Raw genomic sequence first — 19,264 nt, forward strand, 5'->3', positions numbered from 1 at the left:
TTCACGGCGTGCCCGGCGCCAGGCGCCGGGCAACAATTAAGATAATAATGCCCGGAGTCGCTCCCGGTCCGCTGGCGTGACGTCATGCGGATTCTGGTAGTCCTGGTTTTCACTGGCGCGGGTATACAACGCCACCAGCCAGTCGTAGACGTAGCGGGTGGCAGCATGAACGGGCTGCTCTGCCAGACGATCCAGTCGGGTCATGGCGACGGTTTCTGTAGGAGCAAAAACCACGCTGCCTTTGGCTATCCGGCTTGCCGGACGCTGCGCCAGCGGCACATCGGCATAGCCGAGCCAGGTTATAAAATTGCCCACCACCGCCTGTAATTGCGCCGCACTGGCACGATCATTTTGCATCGCCGCGTGGAGCTGCGCCGGCAGATCCAGGCGGTAACTGGTGGTGATCAGACAGTCGGTCAGCTGCTGCAAGATAGCCGGTGCCAGCGCCAGTCGCTGTGCATTCTCGTTTCGGCGGCTCCACTGGCGCAGATGTTTCACCCATATGGCATGCGCCCGATGGCCGACATTTTCTCCCCGATCGTACGCGCTGGACGCAACGTTATCCGTGGCGAAGAGATCGATAGCCTCATTAAACAGGCCGCTGACCTTTTCTTCGCGGGGGAGTTGCACGTGCCAGATCTCCTCAAACAGGGCAATATCCGGCAGCAGTCCTGCCAGCATTTCTCCCTGCACGGAAGCGTGACGTTGTAACGTTTTAATCATGTCGGCGAGGCTGGCGTCAGCGGTATTCTCCGCCGTCGTCCGCCAGGGCTGCATCAACGCCTCAAGCTGCTGACGATAACGTTCGCCAAGCGCTTCAAAACGGGCATGGCGTAACGCAGGCGCCGTTGCCTGCGAGAGCCACTCGACAAGACGCTGTACGCTGCTGGCATCCAGAGCCTGCAGCGTGCCCCAGCGCTGGCCGGGTTTACCCAGTAATTGCTGGACACCCTCATCAAGATTGCGCTTGCGGGTAAATCTCTCATCCTGGGGCGTAATCGCCCAGACCAGCCCGGGCAGGGACGCTTCTTCGCCTGACTGCGTTTCATCCACCCACTGACGCAGCGTTTTCGCCATCGTCGGCGTTTGCGCGCGTTCGTCGATGGCATTGCAGATCACCAGTACGTCTGGCTGAAGATGCTGACGATAGCGATCCACTAGCCAGCGACACTTGCTCAGCCACAGCGGCGGCGCGCTCTGCGGTGCGGGCGCGGGGATATCAATGATATCGACCTGCGCCAGCGCGCTGCTTTCCAGCGGCAGGATCAGTTCGCAGGTCAGCAGAGCCAGGGCAGAACCCGGCAGGCTGATAGCCTTGTGCAGCAGGTCTTCTGACCACGGATGAACGACCACGTCGTCCTGTGCATCACTTTCTGCCGTTAAAAATCCCTCGGCTGGCAGCGCAAACTGATCCACCAGCAAACTTAGCGGCGCAGCCAGTTCGCGGGCGTTGCCAGTCTGATGGAGAACCTGCGCCAGCGCCAGCCACTGCTGCGTCAGCTCCTGCTGTTCGCCCCATAATAACGACCAGGCGCTTGCCCGGGTGCTGAGATCCAGCGAAGGCAGCAGGTCGGCAAACTGCGACCAGAGAGTATCATCGATTTGCTGCCGGGAAGATGGCACCACACCACGCCAGAAACGCGCAATGGACGCCACGTCGCTGGCATTCAGTCCTGGCACCGTCTGCGTCTGACGCAATGCTCGCCAGGCATGAAGCCGGGCCTCGATAACCGAGCGCCCGACCACGCGTAAATCTGCCTGCGACTGCGCATGAACAATAAATAACTGCACCAGTTCGGATTCTGATAGCAGCACCAGGCGCAGCGGGAAGGCTTCATCCGGCGTGGCGCGATGATGGCTGAAACGCAGGGCCATCCGGGTTAACTGATGACCCGGATTAATATGGCTAAAATAATCGAGCGTCTTCGCGCCGGGGCGGACCATCAGGCGTCCGCTGTCGTTACCGCACAACGCTGCCAGCAGGTGCGCTTTTGCCGCCTGCGAATGCCCATACAGCGCCACGCTTGCCCCCGTACTTTGGGCCTGCGCCAGCCTTCGCGATTGTGCCATTAATCCGGCAACGGCGGACTGCAACGCATCGGCGTCAGTATCAAGCGCTGCCGAACGCTGGCGGGCGGACGCGATCCACTCACTCACTGCCTGTAATTGATTCATTTTAAATAGATGCTCCCGCTGTCGATCCAGTAATGGCTGCCACTATGACGCCGGTCGGCCAGGGTATTCAGCTTGAGGGTGAGCGCATCGGCCGCCACCGGCGTGCCGTCCTGCAACCAGGCATCGCTGAGAATAAACGCTTCCGGCCCCTGCGTTTTACTGCCACCGGTTAATTGCAGGCGCACATTCAGCACCCCGTCGCCTGCGATAGCTTTTGCCAGTTCGGGAGAGTTGATGCTCAGGGTATAGAGCGGCGTGGCGGGCCAGCGGGTATTGGCCAGCTGGCGAAAGCCCAGCGTCACGTTGCCGCGCAGCGGGAAGTGCAGACGGGCGTCAAGCTTGCTGCCGCCTTTGTCCAGATCGATATCGTGATACCAGACGTTTTCATCACGCAATGTATTGACGGTGTTATCCAGAACGCCCAGATAGCGCACCGTGGAATAAGCGCCGATATCCGCGGCCTTAAAGTTAAAACGCGGCAGACGCAGGTCAAGTGCGAGGCTGCACAGCATTGCGCCTACTGCCGCCGTGGATTTGGGATTACCAATGCGTCCCTGCTGGCTGAACGGATACCATTCATGAACCCGGTATTGATCCAGCCACACCATCCGGTTTATCGGCACCGGCTGAAGGTGGCGGATCAGCGCCTGTACGCCGGGCAGACAGCCCGGACGTCCGGTAATTAGCAGCACGTCGCAAACATAATGTGAAATGGCTTCACAGACGGCGTGCAGCGGGGCGGCCAGCGTAAATTCGCCCGCCAGCATCGCCCGCTGTAGTTCGGCGAAATTGACCGCCAGCGGGACCGCCAGGATGTCGAATGCCGTTTCCCCTGCAGGCAGCGCATGTTCAATGGCCTGGGTGAGATAGTTCATCACATTACGCCCCGGCGGCTGGTCAAGCAGTTCGCCAAAGGTGGCGTGCAATCCCGCCAGCGGATCGTTGATATCACTCTGTTCCCAGGCGGAGAGGATCGCGTGCCCGACAGGCATAAACAGTTGCAGGGTGGTTTGCTGACGCAGTACCGCCTGGGTGTCGATGCGCCCGGAATCGCCAAACAGCGTCGCCATCAGCGCCGCGGCATCAGCGATTCCTGACTTTTGCAGCTGGGTTTGCAGCGCCGGCAGAATATAACGCTGAATGATATCCAGCAGCACATCGTCACCCGCGACTTTAAAGCCCTCGCGAAACAGCAAATGCGGGGTAATTTTGACGTTGCTGCCTGTGCCATCATCAAGTTGATAATGGGTGATTGCCATATCCGTGGTGCCACCGCCAATATCAATCGACGCCACTCTCAGCGTGCGATCTGCCTGCGTTGCCCGATCGGGGCGAATGCGGGAGGCAAAAAAGGCTTCCGTTTGCCCGCCGAAATGCGACATCGCTTCGTTATACAGCCATACCAGTTGTCCGCAGCTGGCTTCGTCCCACTCCATCTGAATTTCCGGCACCGGAATCAGACTTTTATCGCGCTGCTTCTGACTGGCAAAATCCTCATCCTGCGGATGCCAGCCCATTGCTTTCCACACCAGCGCGATGGCTTCGAACATCCGGCGGCGAAAAATTTCCCGCTCCTGCTTAGGCATCGCCGACGGCAGCGTGAGTATGATCGTGCGCAGCTGGCGGGGGGAGGCCGGAAAGCCCAGACGCAGGCGCGTGGCGACACTGTTAATTTGCCCCAGCGCCTGCGCCAGTAGCTCACAGAGCATATGCGTCATCAGCGTGCTGCGGCTGTAGAGCGGCGAAAAGACCGGCAGACGCTCGTCCTGCGGCAGGGTAAACAGCGGCTGACCGTCGTCATTCATCAGGTTCATCAACGGGAAGGCGGTGGCCAGCGGTTCACGATGCGTTTTCGCATTCATCTGGCTGAAACGCCAGTCCTGTAGTACCGGGGATTCATCCCACAGATAGCGGCGTGGGCTGGAAATACCGCTATTGCCTTCTGTCCCCAGCCGCTGCATCGCCAGTTTACGTGCCTCATCGCCAACGCGGACAATCGACGGCCAGACAAACGCATCTTCACGACCGCTCTGCACCGAAAAATGTTGCTTGCCAAAACGCGCCCCGGAAAACTCGAGGCGGCTGGTAAATAACGGATCGTTAAAAAACTGCGGCTCGCTCAGGGAACGCACCTGTAATTCTGCCGTCTGGCGCAGGCCATCGTTCGCATCGCCATGATCTTCAATAATCACACCGCAGGTATGGGTGTTCCCCACGTCGAGGATCAAATCGACCGGGATGGCGGGCGTACTGAGGGTGGCGGTGACCAGCCTGACTTCCGGCACGCTGAGCTGCTCGCCCAGCAGGGCGAGTAAATTGAGCCAGTGTCCCTGATACTCAAAGCTTCTCAGCGCCTGAGCAATTTCGGTCTCGCTGCGTTTTTCCTGTTGGGTAACGTACTGCGTGAAGACTTCGCGCAGCCAGCCGTCGATCCAGGTCTGGTCGAGAAAATCGGCCAGTTCGTCATCCTGCCACGCCAGCGCAAACCGGGTGCCGTTAAGGAGATCGTTTTCCACCGGGGCAAGGGCCGCAGGCGAGCGATCGCTAATCTGCGTATCCAGCGCCAGCGTGAGGCGGTGAGTATTGCCTGCGCTGTCCGGCTCGTGGAGTTTGCGGATCTGCATCCGACCCCAGTTATCCGGGCCTTCAACAAACGTGCGCGGCGGATTAAAGCGCAAAAAAGGCAGCGGCAGCCAGACGCCATCCAGCAGCGCAAGAGAGTGGGTCAGCGGCAGGGTGCTTTCGGGTTTTACCACTTCCGGCTGCATGCCGTCGCGTCCGGCAAGCGTATAGCGTCCGCTTGCCAGATCGTAGCCCAGACGCAGTAGCGGACCATTGGCGGTTTTACGCACGAAGCGACCGCCATGTGGCGCATCCAGCGGCGTCAGACCAAAATCAAGAAACTGCACGCCACTGTTGGCTATTAATGTGACGCTCTGTTTGTAATTGCAGAGATTTACCAGCATGGGATCAGGCACCTATTTTTCGGAACGTCACGGGAACGGCGTGCGCAGTATCGTAGCGCGCAACGCATTCGGCTACATCATTGATACCCGCTTTGCAGGCGATCTCCGGCATCGGGTAGCGGGAGCCATCGTTACAGCGGGCGTTGTTGCGGCTTTTGATCATCAGCTCGCCGCTTTGATGCAGACCGGAAAAGATCTCCGCACGGCAGACAATATTTTTGCCGTGGGTCAGTCGCGCCGTCCCTTTATTATTCTGGATCTGAAAGCGTAAGCCGGGGGCTTTACCGGTCACCGGATCCTGAATGGCGATCTGAACCTGCCAGTTACCGTTCAGGAAACGGGTCATACCGGCCCTGACCTGGCTGGCGTCCATGACCAGTGCTTCTTTCGGAATGGCCGCAATGACGACCGGCTTGCTGGCCACCACCTCCGGCTGCGCGGGTTTAACGACCTCAGCCTGATGAAGGGGAAGGGCAGCGATGATTTCCGGCAACGGCGTGGTGGATTGCACCACCGGCGCAGTGCCCTGCGGCGCCGGGCGGGACATCAGTAACGGCGTGGCGGCAACCGCAATTAACATCGCAGCCAGAGGCGCTATCCAGAGTGGGACGCGGCGGCGCGGCGTGACGCTGGCGGCTGGTGGGATGATTTCTGGCTTTGCGGCAGGCAGCGGTTCTGCGGGCAGAGGCGGCGGCAACAGGGGCTCGTCCGCCTGTGTAAAGGTCACGATAACGGGCGCGTCTTCTTCCTCGTCCTCTTCCTCTTCAACAGGTAGCGATAGCAGGGTGGGTTCGATGGTCGCGGGCTGGCGCAGGCAGTCGAGCACATCGTCACGGGCGTTTTCGTTAAGATTGACGAATCCCCAGAAGGTGATCACCGGTTTACCATCCACCAGATACAGGTGATTTTCACCCGGAAACTGGATCGCTTTTTCCAGCAGGGAGCCAAAAAGCTGCTGAGCAGTTTTACCTGATTGCAGGCATTTGCGGCTGAGCGCGGTCGCCGCATCCAGCGTCGTTTCAAGATAGCGCAGGGCGCGGGAGCGGGTTTCCGCATCCGCAGCCAGCCAGGCAACAGGCTGGCCTTCGACGGGTGAGTACCAGTTCACACGGTCGCCGTCGTCATTGACCTGCGGGATCGCCAGACAGTCGACCATCGCCAGCTGTTTACGCAGGCGTAGCGTCTCGCGGATTTGCAGCGCCGAATCAAAAACGGCCTGGCCACCACCACCCACCGCCTGAAAATCGTCTAAGTCGCCGCTGCGTAAAAGAGTTTTTGCCACGTTTTCATCTCACTGACTTTTCACCGCTCTACTTTACGCAAAGCACCCGCAGATAAACGGTGGAAGAGAGACTAAAACTGGGTAATTCTCGTGGCATTGACGGCGGGTAAGGCGTCTGGTTTACCTCGCGCATGATTTTCTCGCGTCCGATGCTTATTATTCCAGCGAAAAACGTGGCTTTAGCATAACCTGATAGTGATTTGTTATTTGCCAGTTGCAGATCGCTATGCTGTTATTAAGCTCCATATAATAAAACCGAAAGGCTTATAACCATGTCGATGGGAAAAACGCTGCTCGCGCTGACGTTGAGCACTTTATTACCGGCAAGCGCCGCCTGGGCGGCGAATAACGATACCCTGATTTACTGTTCCGAAGCGTCTCCGGAATCCTTCAACCCGCAGATTGCCAGCTCCGGCCCGACCTTCGTCGCCAGCTCGCAGGTGCTGTATAACCGCCTGATTAATTTTGATCGCGAGAAAAATACGCCCATTCCGTCACTGGCAACGGAATGGACCATTTCGCCTGACGGTAAGACGTATACCTTTACTCTGCGTCAGGGCGTCAAATTCAACAGCAATAAATTCTTCAAGCCAACGCGCGATTTTAACGCGGATGATGTCATTTTCTCCGTGATGCGTCAGAAAGACCCTAAGCATCCCTACCATAATGTGTCGCAGGGTAATTACGAATACTTCAACGATGTCGGGCTGGATAAGCTGATTACCGACGTGAAGAAGATCGATGATTATCACGTCCAGTTCACCCTCAGCGAACCTAATGCTGCCTTCCTGGCCGACTGGGGGATGGATTTTGCGTCGATCCTGTCTGCCGAATACGCCGATGCAATGCTGAAAAAAGGCACGCCGGAAAACGTTGATACCTGGCCTGTCGGCACCGGACCTTATGTCCTGCAACAGTACAAAGTCGATTCGCTGATCCGTTATATCGCCAACCCGAATTACTGGGACGGTGAGGTGCCAACCAAACACCTTATCTTCTCGATTACTCCTAACGTCGAAACGCGTCTGGCGAAGCTGCAAACCAACGAGTGCCAGATTATTCCTGCGCCGTCGCCGGTTCAGTTTGAGGCGATCAAAAAGAACAAAGACCTGACGCTGCACTCCGTTGATGCTCTGAACGTGGGGTATCTGGCGTTCAATACCGCGAAAAAACCGTTTGATAATGTGCTGGTACGTCAGGCGCTAAACTACGCCACCGATAAACAAGCCATTATCAATGCCGTCTTTATGGGCTCGGGAACGGTAGCGAAATCGCCGATCCCGCCAAATATGATGGGCTTTAACAAAGACCTGAAAGATTATGGCTATGACGTACAAAAGGCCAAAGATCTGCTGAAACAGGCCGGGCTGGAGAAGGGCTTTGAAGCGACCCTGTGGTCAATGCCGGTTCAGCGTCCGTATAACCCTAACTCGCGTCGTATCGCTGAGATGATCCAGAGCGACTGGGCGAAAGTCGGCGTCAAAGCCAAAATCGTCTCTTATGAGTGGGGGGAATATCTCTCCGGGATGCGTAAGGGCGAGCACGATACCGCGCTGTTCGGCTGGATGTCCGATAACGGCGATCCGGATAACTTCGCCGATGTGCTGCTGGGCTGCAACAGCATCAAAACCGGCTCCAACGCCGCGCGCTGGTGCGATAAAGGCTATAACGATCTCGTGCAAAAAGCGCGTCTGACCAGCGTCCCGGAAGAGCGGGCTAAGCTCTACGGCCAGGCGCAGGAGATTTATTATCAACAGGCTCCGTGGATCGCGCTGGCTAACGGCAAAACATTCTATGCCACCCGCAGCAACGTGACCGGGTATAGTGTTAGTCTGATGGGCAGTGATTTCTCGAAAGCTAAACTGAACTGATACGAAGGAGAGTATATGTCGCACCTGGATGAGGTTCGCGCCCGCGTTGATGCCGCGATTGCGGAAGACGTGATCACCCATATGAATGAGCTGCTGGTGGAACTCAGCGATGATGCGGTGCTGGAGCGCGAAGAGCGCTATGCCCAGCAGCAGCGCTTACGTAATGCCATCGCCCATCATGGGCATCAGCATAAGGAAGACCGGGAAGCGCGCCGCGAACAGTTGACTAAGGGCGGCACGATTTTGTAGTGGGTTCAGAACTGGCGTCTGGCCACCAGCCAGACGCCAACCACCAGCAGTACCGCACCACAAACCGGCCCCGCCAGCTCCCGCCACGTCACGCCGTGACTTTTGATGACATCCAGTACCAGCCCGCCAATTAACTGACTGGCGACCAGCACGGCAATGGTCGTGGCCGCGCCGACATACTGATAGCCGCTGATGCTGGCAAAAACAAAAAACGATCCCAGCAGGCCGGGGATGAGCGTCCACCAGCGCACGTTCGCCGCCAGTTCACTGAAGCCGGCGACGCCGTGTTTGATCAGCAGAATGCTGACAAACAGCACGATGCCGACCAGCGAGTTAAGCAGCATGGCGATCAGTACCGTGGACGAGGACTGGGTAATGCGCACCATCAGCGTGTTTTGCACCACCAGCCCGATGCCCGCCGCCACCAGAAAAGTGAGGGTCAGCGTCTGGTTCATGCGACGCCGTCCGGATCGCTGCGCTGGTCCAGCTGAAGTTGCATAAAGGTCAGATCCAGCCAGCGGCCAAATTTGGTGCCAACCTGCGGCATCTGCCCGGTGGTGATAAAGCCGAGTTTGCTGTGCAGGCGTAGCGATGCCTGATTTTGCGATTCAATACCTGCCACCATCACGTGTTTGCCGATACGCTGCGCCTCGACGATTAGCTGTGCCAGCAGTTCGCGGCCCAGCCCTTTGCCCTGATGATCGGGATGGACATACACCGAATGTTCGACGGTATGGCGGAAACCATCAAATGCGCGCCAGTCGCCAAACGAGGCATAGCCGGTAACCACGCCATCTTCTTCACTCACCAGCACCGGGTAGCCCGCCAGCTTACGTGCCTCAAACCAGGCGATACGGTTATCCACATCTACCGTCTTGTCATTCCAGATAGCGGCAGTGTGCAGCACCGCGAGGTTGTAAATTTCAGCGATGGCCGCGCAGTCATCCTGACAGGCGTAACGAAGAGACATTTTTCACCTCAACTGTTGTACACTATAGTAGTACGATATTATTACAATACTGTACGCAGGGTTGTCATTCTTTTTTACGCCTGAAACGTGGAGCGCCATGAATATTCCTGAAGACACGATTAATCAGCGCATCAGCACCCGCATTCGCATTGAACGGGAGTCGCGTAGCTGGTCGCTCAGCGATCTGGCGGAGCGGGCGGGCGTCTCGCGGGCGATGATCCACAAAATCGAACGTGGAGAAAGCAGCCCCACCGCGACGTTACTCGGGCGATTGTCCGGCGCGTTTGGCATCAGTATGTCAACGCTCATCGCCAGGGCAGAGATGCAGGAAGGCAAGCTGTTACGGGTGGAAAACCAGCCGGTGTGGCACGATCCGCAAACCGGTTATTTGCGGCGTCATGTTTCTCCCCGCAGCGATCTCCCCCTCGATCTGGTGCAAATCGAACTGCCCGCCGGGAGCGACGTCCCAATGCCCGCCTCATCTTATGCGCTGGCCCGTCAGTTAATCTGGTTGCAGCAGGGAGAACTGGTGTTTATTGAAGGGGATACCCGCCACAACATGCGCGCGGGTGACTGCCTTGAACTGGGGCCGCCGAACGACTGCCGGTTTATCAATGAATCGGCGGTACCCTGCGTTTATCTGGTGGTGCGCTTAAACCCTTCTGCCGCGTAAAGTAAAGCGACACTCCCGTTCACGGTCTAGTATCAAGGGATGCATTTAACCAGAAGGAGCGATCTATGAGTCAACAACCGCAACGTAACCGCCGCTGGGTCCTCGCCTCTCGCCCGCACGGCGCGCCGGTCGCCGATAACTTTCGCCTGGAAGAAGATCAGGTTCCCACGCCGGGAGAAGGGCAACTGCTGCTGCGCACCGTTTACCTTTCTCTCGATCCCTATATGCGCGGGCGCATGAGCGATCAGCCCTCTTATTCTCCGCCGGTGGAGATTGGCGCGGTAATGGTGGGGGCCACCGTCAGCCGGGTTGAGCAATCCAGCCACCCTGATTTCTCAGAAGGCGACTGGGTGCTCGGCTACAGCGGCTGGCAGAAATATGAGATTTCAGATGGCAAAGGGTTGGTCAAACTCGACGACACTATTCCCCGACGCTCCTGGGCGCTGGGCGTGCTGGGAATGCCTGGCTTCACCGCGTATATGGGGCTGCTGGATATCGGCCGTCCAAAGGAAGGGGAGACGCTGGTGGTGGCCGCTGCGACCGGGCCGGTGGGCGCGACGGTAGGGCAGATCGGCAAGCTAAAGGGGTGTCGGGTCATTGGCGTGGCGGGCGGTCGCGAGAAGTGTCGTCATGCTAAAGAGGTACTTGGTTTTGATGAGTGTCTCGATCACCATGCGGAAGACTTCGCCGACCAGCTCGCCGCCGCCTGTCCGGACGGTATTGATATTTATTATGAAAACGTCGGCGGTAAGGTTTTTGATGCGGTGCTGCCGCTGTTCAACACGTCCGCTCGCGTACCGGTCTGCGGTCTGGTAAGCGGTTATAATGCCACCGATCTGCCGGAAGGGCCGGATCGGCTGTCATTGTTGATGGGCACGATCCTCAAAAAACGCATGCGCGTGCAGGGTTTTATCATCGCCCAGGATTATGCGCACCGTATTGATGAATTCCAGCAGCAGATGAGTGAGTGGGTGAAAGCGGAAAAAATTCACTACCGCGAAGAGATCACCGGGGGACTGGAGAATGCGCCGCAAACGTTCATCGGCATGCTGCAGGGGAAAAATTTTGGCAAGGTGGTTATGCAGGTCTCCGACGACTCCTGATTCTGCGTATTGACTGACACAATGCCGCGCAGCGTTGCGCGGCATTGTGTGATCCTGCTCGCGTTCTGCGGGTGCGGATTGCTTTTTCAGCGAATGATGCTGAATTAACCATTAACCCTGCCGATAACAAGGGAAGATTTCGTTTGTCACTTGTTATCCAGGGAGTACGGGATGTCCGGTTTTCGCCAACGATTACGTAATATCACAATCAGTAAAAAACTCGCGACGGGATTTGGCGTGGTCCTTTTGCTGGTGGCTATCGCTACTACGCTGAGCGTCATCCGCTTTCGCGAAATACGCGATGTCTATGAAAAAACCAATCTGATTTATAACATTAATATTGAGGTGTTTCAGGCCAAAATTAATCGCCTGAAATACTTCTACAGCAGCGATGAAAAATCAGGTCAGGTAATGGCGGATTACGTCAATCATGCCGCAGAACTCACCGCTTCAGCACAACATCTTGAGTGGACCCCGGCTGAAAAAGCCGTCATCAATACCATGAGCGGTCATCTCGACGATTTCAGAAACAGCGTCGCGGTGATGCAAAAATCCACCGCCAATCTGCTGGCGCTGAGGGGCGCGCTGGATCAGGCGGGGACGGAAGATCTTCAGGCTCGGTATGCCGCGCTTATTCGCACACCGCTTGAGGATACTGCGCTTAGCTATCAACTATACGATCTCCTGTTTGCGCTGGGCAATCTGCGCGACCGGGCGCTGGCGCTGCGCTTTAGCGCCACTCAGGAGGCTCGGGACGCGCTGGAGAAACAGTCTGCGACGACGCAAAGCGCACTTGAGAGCCTGAAGCCACAACTGCCAGAAGAGGCGCAAACCCAGCTGCAGTCGCTGTGGGAAGAGAGCACCAGCTACCGTGATAACAGTCTGTACTACTATCAGTCCGTGCAGGATCTGAAGCTGGCTGAAGATAAGGTGAAAACGGCGGGCGACCGTTCCAGCGCCGCGATTAAAGAAATTATCGCCCTGGTGAAAGCGCATAACGATAACCTTGCTAATACCTCGTCCACCATTGCGGCGCTGGTCGGGCTGATCGCTATTCTGCTGGGGATTGCGGTTTCCTGGTGGGTGACGCGGCAGATTACCCGCCCGGTACGTGAGAATCTCCACCTCGCTGAGCGCATCGCCAGCGGCGATTTGAGCGCCAATATTCAGGCGCGCAGCGCGGATGAGTTCGGTAAACTCACCGCCGCAATGGGCGTGATGAACAGCAAGCTGCGGGCTATGATCGGTGAGGTACGCCACAGCGTCACGCGCGTCACCAGCGCCGCCTCGGAAATTGCCGATGGCAATACCGACCTGTCATCGCGTACCGAGCAGCAGGCCGCCGCGGTGGTGCAGACCGCCGCCAGTATGGAGCAGCTTACCGCCACGGTGAAAAACAACGCCGATAACGCCCGTCATGCCAGCAAACTGGCGGCGGAAGCCTCGCAGACCGCCAGTCAGGGTGGCAACGTAATGCGCGATATGGTGGCGACGATGGGGGATATTAATACCAGTTCGCGCAAAATCGCCGATATTACGGCGGTAATCAACAGCATCGCGTTTCAGACCAATATACTCGCGCTTAACGCGGCGGTGGAAGCGGCGCGGGCTGGCGAGCAGGGGCGCGGATTTGCGGTGGTCGCCAGCGAAGTGCGCAGCCTTTCACAGCGGAGTTCGCAGGCGGCAAAAGATATCGAACATCTTATCGCTGAGTCAGTGTCGCGCATTGATACCGGCAGTCATCTGGTGGTAAAAGCCGGGCAAACGATGGAGCAGGTGGTGCATTCAGTGACCCGGGTTAACGATATCATGGGCGAGATTTCCTCGGCCTCGGAGGAGCAGAGCCGGGGTATTGAGCAGATCGCCCGCGCAGTGTCGGAACTGGATAGCACTACGCAGCAAAATGCCTCGCTGGTAAATGCCTCGTCGCTGGCGGCCGGATCGCTGGAAGAGCAGGCCAGGGTGCTGGAAGAACTGGTTGCCGCGTTCCGCCTGGATGACAGCGTTCGTGTTCAGCGCGCTGCCCGTCAGCCAGCATTAGCGGCTGGCGGCGTAGCGGAAGGGAACTGGACAACATTCTGAGCAAACGCCCGGCGACCTGTGCCGCCGGGCGAAATACCCGATCAGAACTGCCAGGCCACGGATAAGCCGACGCCATAATTACGGCCCGGGGCCGGTTCGTAGTAGCGACCATTGGATTCATTCACGATCACCGATCCGACATACTCGCGGTCGAATAAATTATCCACCCGGCCAAAAATATCCATCATCCAGTGACCGTAATTAAATTTATACCCGGTATTCAGGCCGACTACCGTCCATGACGGCGCTTTGGCCGTGTTCTCATCATCCGCCATAATGTCGCTCATATAGCGAATATCACTTCCGGCATACCAGCCCGTTTCCGGTTCATATCCCAGCGAGGCAAAGCCCATATTCCGCGCGATGCCCGGAATACGGTTGCCATTACAGCTATCTGTGCCACAGGCATTGGTGCGGTAGGTAGCATCAAGCCAGGTCCATGACGCTTTAGCACGCCAGTTTTCGGCAAACTGCTGATCGAGCGAAAGCTCAGCCCCCTGACGGCGAGTTTTACCCGCGTTTTTGTAACTGGTGCGTCCGCCGCTGCTGGCATCCACCACGATCTCATCATCGGTATCGGTCTGGAATAGCGCGGCGGTGACAAGACCATTGCCGACGCGGGTTTTACTGCCGATTTCCACGGTGTCATTCGTCGAGGGCTTAAGGTTGAAATTCAGCCCGCTTTGATTATCGGAGCGGTAAGAGAGTTCGTTGATGGTCGGCGTTTCAAAACCGCGTCCCGCAGAAAGATACACATTCCACGCGTCGGTAACGGCATATTTAAGCGAGCCTGCCGGCAACCATTTATGGTAGCTGGCGTCGCCGCTGTCATCGCCATTGGCCGCGGTAATATAATGATCGTTTGAGTCAAACCACACTGAGCTATAACGCACCCCCGCATCCAGGGACAATTTCTCGGTTAACTGCCAGCTGCTTTGCAGGTAGGGGTCGAGATTCCACATCAGATTGCGTTCATCGCGACGCAGCGCGCCTTTCTGCCCATACTCCGGTGCGCCGTTGACCATCACAAAGTTCTCATAGCCTTTGCGGTTCTCACTCATGTTTTCGTAATCAAGCCCGGTGGTGAAGGTCACCGGAACCAGCATTTCGCCGCGGTGGGTCCAGCGGGTATCAATGCCCTGGTAATTACGGTTGAGATCGATAACCCCCCCGGCATGGTTCGGATTAAGCTGCGGGGCGCGCGGAATGGACTGATACTGCGTGGTTTCACGCTCGCCGGCGTACATCATGACGCTAAGATCGTCATCGGCGCTAAGCTGGCGCTCATAACGTAATCCGGCCTGGGTTTGTTTCGTATCTTTACGGGTATTGTACTGATCGCCGCGCGGCGACTGGCGCGGATTATCGTGCCATTCCGCGCTGCTCAGACCGCCAGGATCGTTGGCTTTGATATCGACGCTGTTCAGCAGCAGGGTTAGCTTACTGACGTCATCGATGCGCACGCCCAGTTTGGCGTTGGCGAGATTTTTACGCGCGCCGCTGTGATCGCGATAGCCATGGGTGGCAAAACGGCTGCTGGAAACCGTGTAATCCACATCGCCTGCCTGGGTACCGTCGCCGGTCGCCCCCGTGGCTTTCAGGCCGTAGCGCCAGCTACCGAAACTACCGTAATAGCTGCTGGCTTCAAGGGTGGCAGGCTGCTCACCGGTTTGGGTGGTGATGTTCATCACGCCACCGGAGGAGTTGCCGTATAACGCCGAGAAGGGTCCGCGAAGGACATCCACGCTCTCTACGCTGTTGATATCAATATTGGACGTTTGCCCCTGACCGTCCGGCATAGTGGCAGGAATACCGTCTACATACAGCCGCAGGCCGCGCACGCCATAGGTTGAACGCGAACCAAAACCACGTATCGACAATTGCAGATCCTGCGCGTAGTTCTGCCGGTTCTGCACCTGCAATCCCGGTACCGCCCCCAGCGATTCGGAAAGATTCACCCGCGGCGCAGCGTGGCGCATCTCCTCGCCATTGACCACGCTCACGGCGGCAGGGGTGTCCAGTTCGGAGACGGCGTGGGGCGCCGCGGTAACAATCAGGGTCTGATCGTCTGCGGCAACGGACAGGGTGGGCAAGGTCATAACGGGTAATAGCAGCACCGGAAATGCGGTCTGACGGGCGATCGGGATTTTCATTAATAAGACTCTTACAGGCGAACTTAAGTGAACAAACGCCGTTATGTTAAAGCTTTTGTAAATAATTGAAAATCAAAACGGCACGTTACGTTAAATGCAAGTATAGGAAGTAAATCAGTTTTTGCCGGAAACGTAAAAATTAACACTCCACATTCAGGTAAATAATGATTATTATTCGCATTTAAAACAAGGGCGAAATGATAAGTTTGCCCGGGGAAGCCTGTGAAGCAGTATTAACATTGCTTATTAAAGGGAGTCATTATGTCTTTACGTCAAGTATCCGCGCCGCGCCTGCGCCACTCTATCCTGTTTGCCTCTCTGCTGCTGGCAGGGTCGTTTACCGTTCACGCTGCCGATGAGATGCTGCGTAAGGCGGTCGGTAAGGGTGCGTATGAGATGGCTATCAGTCCGCAGGAAAATGCCCTGTGGGTCGCCACGGTGCAGAGCCGCAAGACCGATAAGGGAGGCGTTATCTATCGTCTTGATCCGGCTACCCTTGAGGTGACTCAGGCGATCCATAACGATCTCAAACCGTTCGGTGCGGCGATCGACAATCAAACCGGCACGCTATGGTTTGGCAATACCACTAATGGCGCGGTCACGGCGGTCGATGCCAAAACCGGCGAGGTAAAAGGCCGGCTGGTGCTGGATGCGCGTAAACGCTCTGAAACCGTGCGTCCGCTTCAGCCGCGTGAACTGACCGTTGATGAAACCACCAATACCGTTTACATCACCGGACTGGGTAAAGAGAGCGTCGTGTGGGTGGTGGATGGAAAAACGCTGAAGCTGAAAACCACCATCACCAGTACTGGCGCTATGGGCACCGGGCTGGCGCTGGATGCGCCGGCGAAACGCCTTTATGTCACTAATGCCGACGGCGAGCTGATTACCATTGATACCGCCAGCAATAAGATCCTGTCGCGTAAAAAGCTGCTGGATGATGGCAAGGATCATATGTTCCTCAATATCAGTCTGGATGTGAAAGGACATCGCGCGTTTATTACCGATTCAAAACAGCCGCAGGTGCTGGTGGTGGATAGCCGTGATGGTAAGGTGATTGAGAAAATCGATGCGCCAGAATCGCTGGCAGTATTGTTCAACCCGGCCCGTAATGAAGCGTATGTGACCCACCGTAAGGCGGGTAAAGTCAGCGTTGTGGACGCGAAAAGTTACAAAGTGGTGAAGACCTTTGACACACCCACCTTCCCGAACAGCCTGGCGCTCTCCGCCGATGGTCAGGTGCTGTACGTCACGGTGAAACAGGAATCCACCCGTGAGAAAGAAGCGACCCAGCCAGATGACGTGATCCGTATTGCGCTGTAAACGCCAGCGCCGTAACCCATATGCCCGGTGACGCTGCGCTTACCGGGCCTACGATTATGCTGTAAAGCGCTGATGATGTGGGCGCAGGCCGGGTAAGGCGAAGCCGCCACCCGGCAAAACGCGTTGCCAGGGCTGGCAACGCGGACAGTCACGTTATTTTGTCGTCGTTTCGTTGCCCGGCGCCAGGCTGTGGATCGCCTGTACGCGTTTACGCACGCCAAACCATCCTGCGACCAGCAGCACGGCAATCAGCGGAATGGAAGCGATGGTGTACGTGCCATTCGGGTAATCAAACGCCATCAGCACCAGCACGCTCAGCAGGAACAGCAGGGTGAGCCAGGAGGTGAACGGTGCGCCGGGCATTTTAAAGCCAACGTCAGGCGTTTTTCCTTCATTAATTGCCTTGCGCAGGCGCATCTGGCAGACCACGATGAATCCCCATGACGCAATAATGCCCAGCGACGCGACGTTAAGCACAATCTCAAACACCTGCGACGGTACCAGATAGTTGAGAAACACCCCAATCACATAGATGAACAGCGTTGCCAGAATACCGGCGTAAGGCACATGCTGGCGGCTCATTTTCGACATAAACTTCGGCGCGGAACCGCCCATCGACATCGAACGTAAAATGCGCCCGGTGCAATACAGACCGGAGTTAAGACTGGAGAGCGCCGCCGTCAGCACCACAATATTCATAATGCTGCCGATATACGGCACGCCGAGCTTTGAGAAGAAGGTGACAAACGGGCTTTGCCCCGCCTGATAGGCATTCCACGGCAGCAGCAGCACCAGCAGTACCACTGAACCTACGTAGAACAGGCCGATACGCCAGATCACGCTATTGATCGCTTTTGGCACCATGGTCTGCGGATCTTTACATTCACCCGCCGCCGTTCCTACCAGTTCAATAGAGGCAAAGGCGAAGACCACGCCCTGCACCAGCACCAGCGCAGGCAGAAGGCCGTGCGGGAAAAAGCCGCCGTTATCGGTGATTAAGTGAAAACCTGTTGCGCCGCCATCCAGCGGTTTGCCGCTGCCGAGAAACACGGTGCCGACGACCAGGAAGATCACAATGGCCAGTACTTTGATCAGCGCAAACCAGAACTCCATTTCGGCGAACCATTTTACGCCGATCATGTTCATGGTGCCGACAATGGCCAGCGCACCGAGGGCAAACACCCACTGTGGCACATCACCAAACGCGCCCCAGTAATGCATGTACAGTGCTACAGCGGTGATATCGACAATGCCGGTCATCGCCCAGTTGACGAAGTACATCCAGCCCGCCACGTAAGCCGCTTTTTCCCCGAGAAACTCGCGCGCGTAAGAAACAAAACTGCCGCTGGAAGGGCGATGGAGTACCAGTTCGCCCAGCGCACGCAGAATAAAGAAAGAGAAGATGCCGCAAACCAGATAGACGATCGCCAGCGACGGTCCGGCCATTTGCAAACGGGCGCCTGCGCCTAAAAACAAACCGGTACCGATAGCGCCGCCGATAGCAATCATCTGTACCTGACGGTTGCCCATTGCTTTGTGGTATCCCTCTTCATGCGAGTTCAACCACCGGCGTTTGGCAGCATGCTGCTCCGCCGGAGTGTGACGTGTTGTGTTCATGTATTTTCCTGTTTTTCCTGTCCAAATCCTGCAAGGATTGCCGATGCCGTTTCAGGCATGCCGTCCGGTCCTTCTCATTATTCTGATGTAGAGATAACACCGGAGGGGGCGAGGCATCCTACACTCATCCGCAGGATGCCGTAAAGATAGTCAGCCGCCTGAAGAGGATGATGACACGCGACAACATCAGCAGTTGCTGGTATATCGGGGTGCGGGCAGGGAAATAAAAAAGCGCTGTTCCGGAGAGTTCAGGCCCGGAACAGCGTGGCGAAAGGTCGCCATATCAGGATCGGGCGGCCGAAGGCGTTAAGGTAATACGATCCAACGGGCCAACAATAAACAGGTAAGAGATCAGGCCGATCAGCCCCATCGACCCCACGTACAAAATGGCGTAGTCAAAGGAGTGGGTATTGGCGATGATCACGCCGATCACCAGCGGTGTGACGATGCTCGCCATATTGCCGCACATGTTAAACACCCCACCAGCTATCCCCAGCACTTCTTTGGGCGACGTGTCGCTCAGTACGCACCAGCCCAGATTGCCAAAACCTTTGGCAAAGAACGCCAGGCTCATTGCGCCAATCACCACCACTTCTGAAGAGGTGTAGTTGGCGACGACGATAACGCAGGAGAGCAGCATGCCGCAAATTACCGGAAATTTGAAAGCGTGGCGCGGTCAGCATAATTAAATACGGTAGCCAAAAATAAAAATAATAATATGCCGTAACGCACTCTGGTGCGTTGAATAAATGCCGTCATTACCAACTCCTTAACAGGGTTGAGTTTTATTTTGTAGGGTA

At 56.7% G+C, this 19,264-nt stretch carries 13 protein-coding genes and 1 pseudogene; 6 read left to right on the forward strand and 8 right to left on the reverse strand.

Features of this window, described 5'->3' with window-relative positions; all coding sequences use genetic code 11:
* Positions 1–36 precede the first annotated feature (36 nt).
* Genes P0H77_RS10840 through P0H77_RS10850 form a run of 3 tightly spaced genes read right to left on the reverse strand, consistent with a single transcriptional unit; the run spans position 37 to position 6,423 of the window.
* Positions 37–2,175, reverse strand: coding sequence for a virulence factor SrfC family protein (locus P0H77_RS10840; protein WP_276164886.1), 2,139 nt, complete (start codon positions 2,173–2,175; stop codon positions 37–39).
* Positions 2,172–5,141, reverse strand: a complete 2,970-nt coding sequence (locus P0H77_RS10845) for a virulence factor SrfB (protein ID WP_276164887.1) — start codon at positions 5,139–5,141, stop codon at positions 2,172–2,174. The genes P0H77_RS10840 and P0H77_RS10845 overlap by 4 nt, the downstream gene beginning before the upstream one ends.
* Positions 5,142–5,145: 4 nt before the next feature.
* Positions 5,146–6,423 (reverse strand): SrfA family protein, encoded by a 1,278-nt coding sequence (locus P0H77_RS10850; protein WP_276164888.1) that lies wholly within the window; start codon positions 6,421–6,423, stop codon positions 5,146–5,148.
* Between the two features lie 272 nt (positions 6,424–6,695).
* On the opposite strand from P0H77_RS10850, the gene P0H77_RS10855 reads away from it, so the two are divergent.
* Together P0H77_RS10855 and P0H77_RS10860 are read left to right on the forward strand one after the other, a co-directional pair.
* Entirely contained in the window at positions 6,696–8,294 is a 1,599-nt protein-coding gene (locus P0H77_RS10855) for an ABC transporter substrate-binding protein (RefSeq protein WP_276164889.1), read from the forward strand.
* 15 nt (positions 8,295–8,309) lie between these two features.
* Entirely contained in the window at positions 8,310–8,543 is a 234-nt protein-coding gene (locus P0H77_RS10860) for a DUF2526 family protein (RefSeq protein ID WP_276164890.1), read from the forward strand.
* A 5-nt stretch (positions 8,544–8,548) separates the two neighbouring features.
* Here the strand turns inward: P0H77_RS10860 and P0H77_RS10865 are convergent, their stop codons facing one another.
* The gene (locus P0H77_RS10865) at positions 8,549–8,998 is read right to left on the reverse strand and encodes a DMT family transporter (protein WP_276164891.1); all 450 of its coding nucleotides are present in this window, start codon (positions 8,996–8,998) and stop codon (positions 8,549–8,551) included.
* A complete protein-coding gene (locus P0H77_RS10870; RefSeq protein ID WP_276164892.1) occupies positions 8,995–9,513 on the reverse strand; it encodes a GNAT family N-acetyltransferase in 519 nt (172 codons plus the stop codon). Before P0H77_RS10870 ends, P0H77_RS10865 begins: the two co-directional genes overlap by 4 nt.
* Positions 9,514–9,610: 97 nt before the next feature.
* Here P0H77_RS10870 and P0H77_RS10875 point away from each other — a divergent pair, with 97 nt between their 5' ends.
* From P0H77_RS10875 to P0H77_RS10885, 3 genes are all read left to right on the forward strand, one after another.
* Entirely contained in the window at positions 9,611–10,186 is a 576-nt protein-coding gene (locus tag P0H77_RS10875) for an XRE family transcriptional regulator (protein ID WP_276164893.1), read from the forward strand.
* 65 nt (positions 10,187–10,251) lie between these two features.
* Positions 10,252–11,289, forward strand: coding sequence for an NADP-dependent oxidoreductase (locus P0H77_RS10880; RefSeq protein WP_276164894.1), 1,038 nt, complete (start codon positions 10,252–10,254; stop codon positions 11,287–11,289).
* Positions 11,290–11,460: 171 nt separating this feature from the next.
* Positions 11,461–13,371, forward strand: a complete 1,911-nt coding sequence (locus P0H77_RS10885) for a methyl-accepting chemotaxis protein (protein WP_276164895.1) — start codon at positions 11,461–11,463, stop codon at positions 13,369–13,371.
* Between the two features lie 41 nt (positions 13,372–13,412).
* On the opposite strand, the gene pqqU is transcribed toward P0H77_RS10885, so the two are convergent.
* Entirely contained in the window at positions 13,413–15,524 is a 2,112-nt protein-coding gene (gene pqqU, locus P0H77_RS10890) for a TonB-dependent receptor PqqU (protein ID WP_276164896.1), read from the reverse strand.
* A 261-nt stretch (positions 15,525–15,785) separates the two neighbouring features.
* Between pqqU and P0H77_RS10895 the strand changes: the two genes are divergently transcribed.
* Positions 15,786–16,847 (forward strand): YncE family protein, encoded by a 1,062-nt coding sequence (locus tag P0H77_RS10895; protein ID WP_276164897.1) that lies wholly within the window; start codon positions 15,786–15,788, stop codon positions 16,845–16,847.
* 153 nt (positions 16,848–17,000) lie between these two features.
* On the opposite strand, the gene ansP is transcribed toward P0H77_RS10895, so the two are convergent.
* A complete protein-coding gene (ansP, locus tag P0H77_RS10900) occupies positions 17,001–18,464 on the reverse strand; it encodes an L-asparagine permease (protein WP_276164898.1) in 1,464 nt (487 codons plus the stop codon).
* A 283-nt stretch (positions 18,465–18,747) separates the two neighbouring features.
* A pseudogene (locus tag P0H77_RS10905) lies at positions 18,748–19,119 on the reverse strand (MFS transporter); the annotation flags it as partial.
* Between the last annotated feature and the right edge of the window lie 145 nt (positions 19,120–19,264).

It is taken from the genome of Superficieibacter sp. HKU1 (assembly GCF_029319185.1).
In the GTDB taxonomy this organism is placed as follows: domain Bacteria; phylum Pseudomonadota; class Gammaproteobacteria; order Enterobacterales; family Enterobacteriaceae; genus Superficieibacter.

Excerpts from the sequence above, each read along its gene's own strand:
- P0H77_RS10870 (WP_276164892.1), bottom strand. The coding sequence starts at position 9,513 with ATGTCTCTTCGTTACGCCTGTCAGGATGACTGCGCGGCCATCGCTGAA.
- pqqU (WP_276164896.1), bottom strand. The coding sequence starts at position 15,524 with ATGAAAATCCCGATCGCCCGTCAGACCGCATTTCCGGTGCTGCTATTA.
- ansP (WP_276164898.1), bottom strand. The coding sequence starts at position 18,464 with ATGAACACAACACGTCACACTCCGGCGGAGCAGCATGCTGCCAAACGC.
- P0H77_RS10845 (WP_276164887.1), bottom strand. The coding sequence starts at position 5,141 with ATGCTGGTAAATCTCTGCAATTACAAACAGAGCGTCACATTAATAGCC.
- P0H77_RS10865 (WP_276164891.1), bottom strand. The coding sequence starts at position 8,998 with ATGAACCAGACGCTGACCCTCACTTTTCTGGTGGCGGCGGGCATCGGG.
- P0H77_RS10855 (WP_276164889.1), top strand. The coding sequence starts at position 6,696 with ATGTCGATGGGAAAAACGCTGCTCGCGCTGACGTTGAGCACTTTATTA.
- P0H77_RS10880 (WP_276164894.1), top strand. The coding sequence starts at position 10,252 with ATGAGTCAACAACCGCAACGTAACCGCCGCTGGGTCCTCGCCTCTCGC.
- P0H77_RS10840 (WP_276164886.1), bottom strand. The coding sequence starts at position 2,175 with ATGAATCAATTACAGGCAGTGAGTGAGTGGATCGCGTCCGCCCGCCAG.
- P0H77_RS10875 (WP_276164893.1), top strand. The coding sequence starts at position 9,611 with ATGAATATTCCTGAAGACACGATTAATCAGCGCATCAGCACCCGCATT.
- P0H77_RS10895 (WP_276164897.1), top strand. The coding sequence starts at position 15,786 with ATGTCTTTACGTCAAGTATCCGCGCCGCGCCTGCGCCACTCTATCCTG.
- P0H77_RS10885 (WP_276164895.1), top strand. The coding sequence starts at position 11,461 with ATGTCCGGTTTTCGCCAACGATTACGTAATATCACAATCAGTAAAAAA.
- P0H77_RS10860 (WP_276164890.1), top strand. The coding sequence starts at position 8,310 with ATGTCGCACCTGGATGAGGTTCGCGCCCGCGTTGATGCCGCGATTGCG.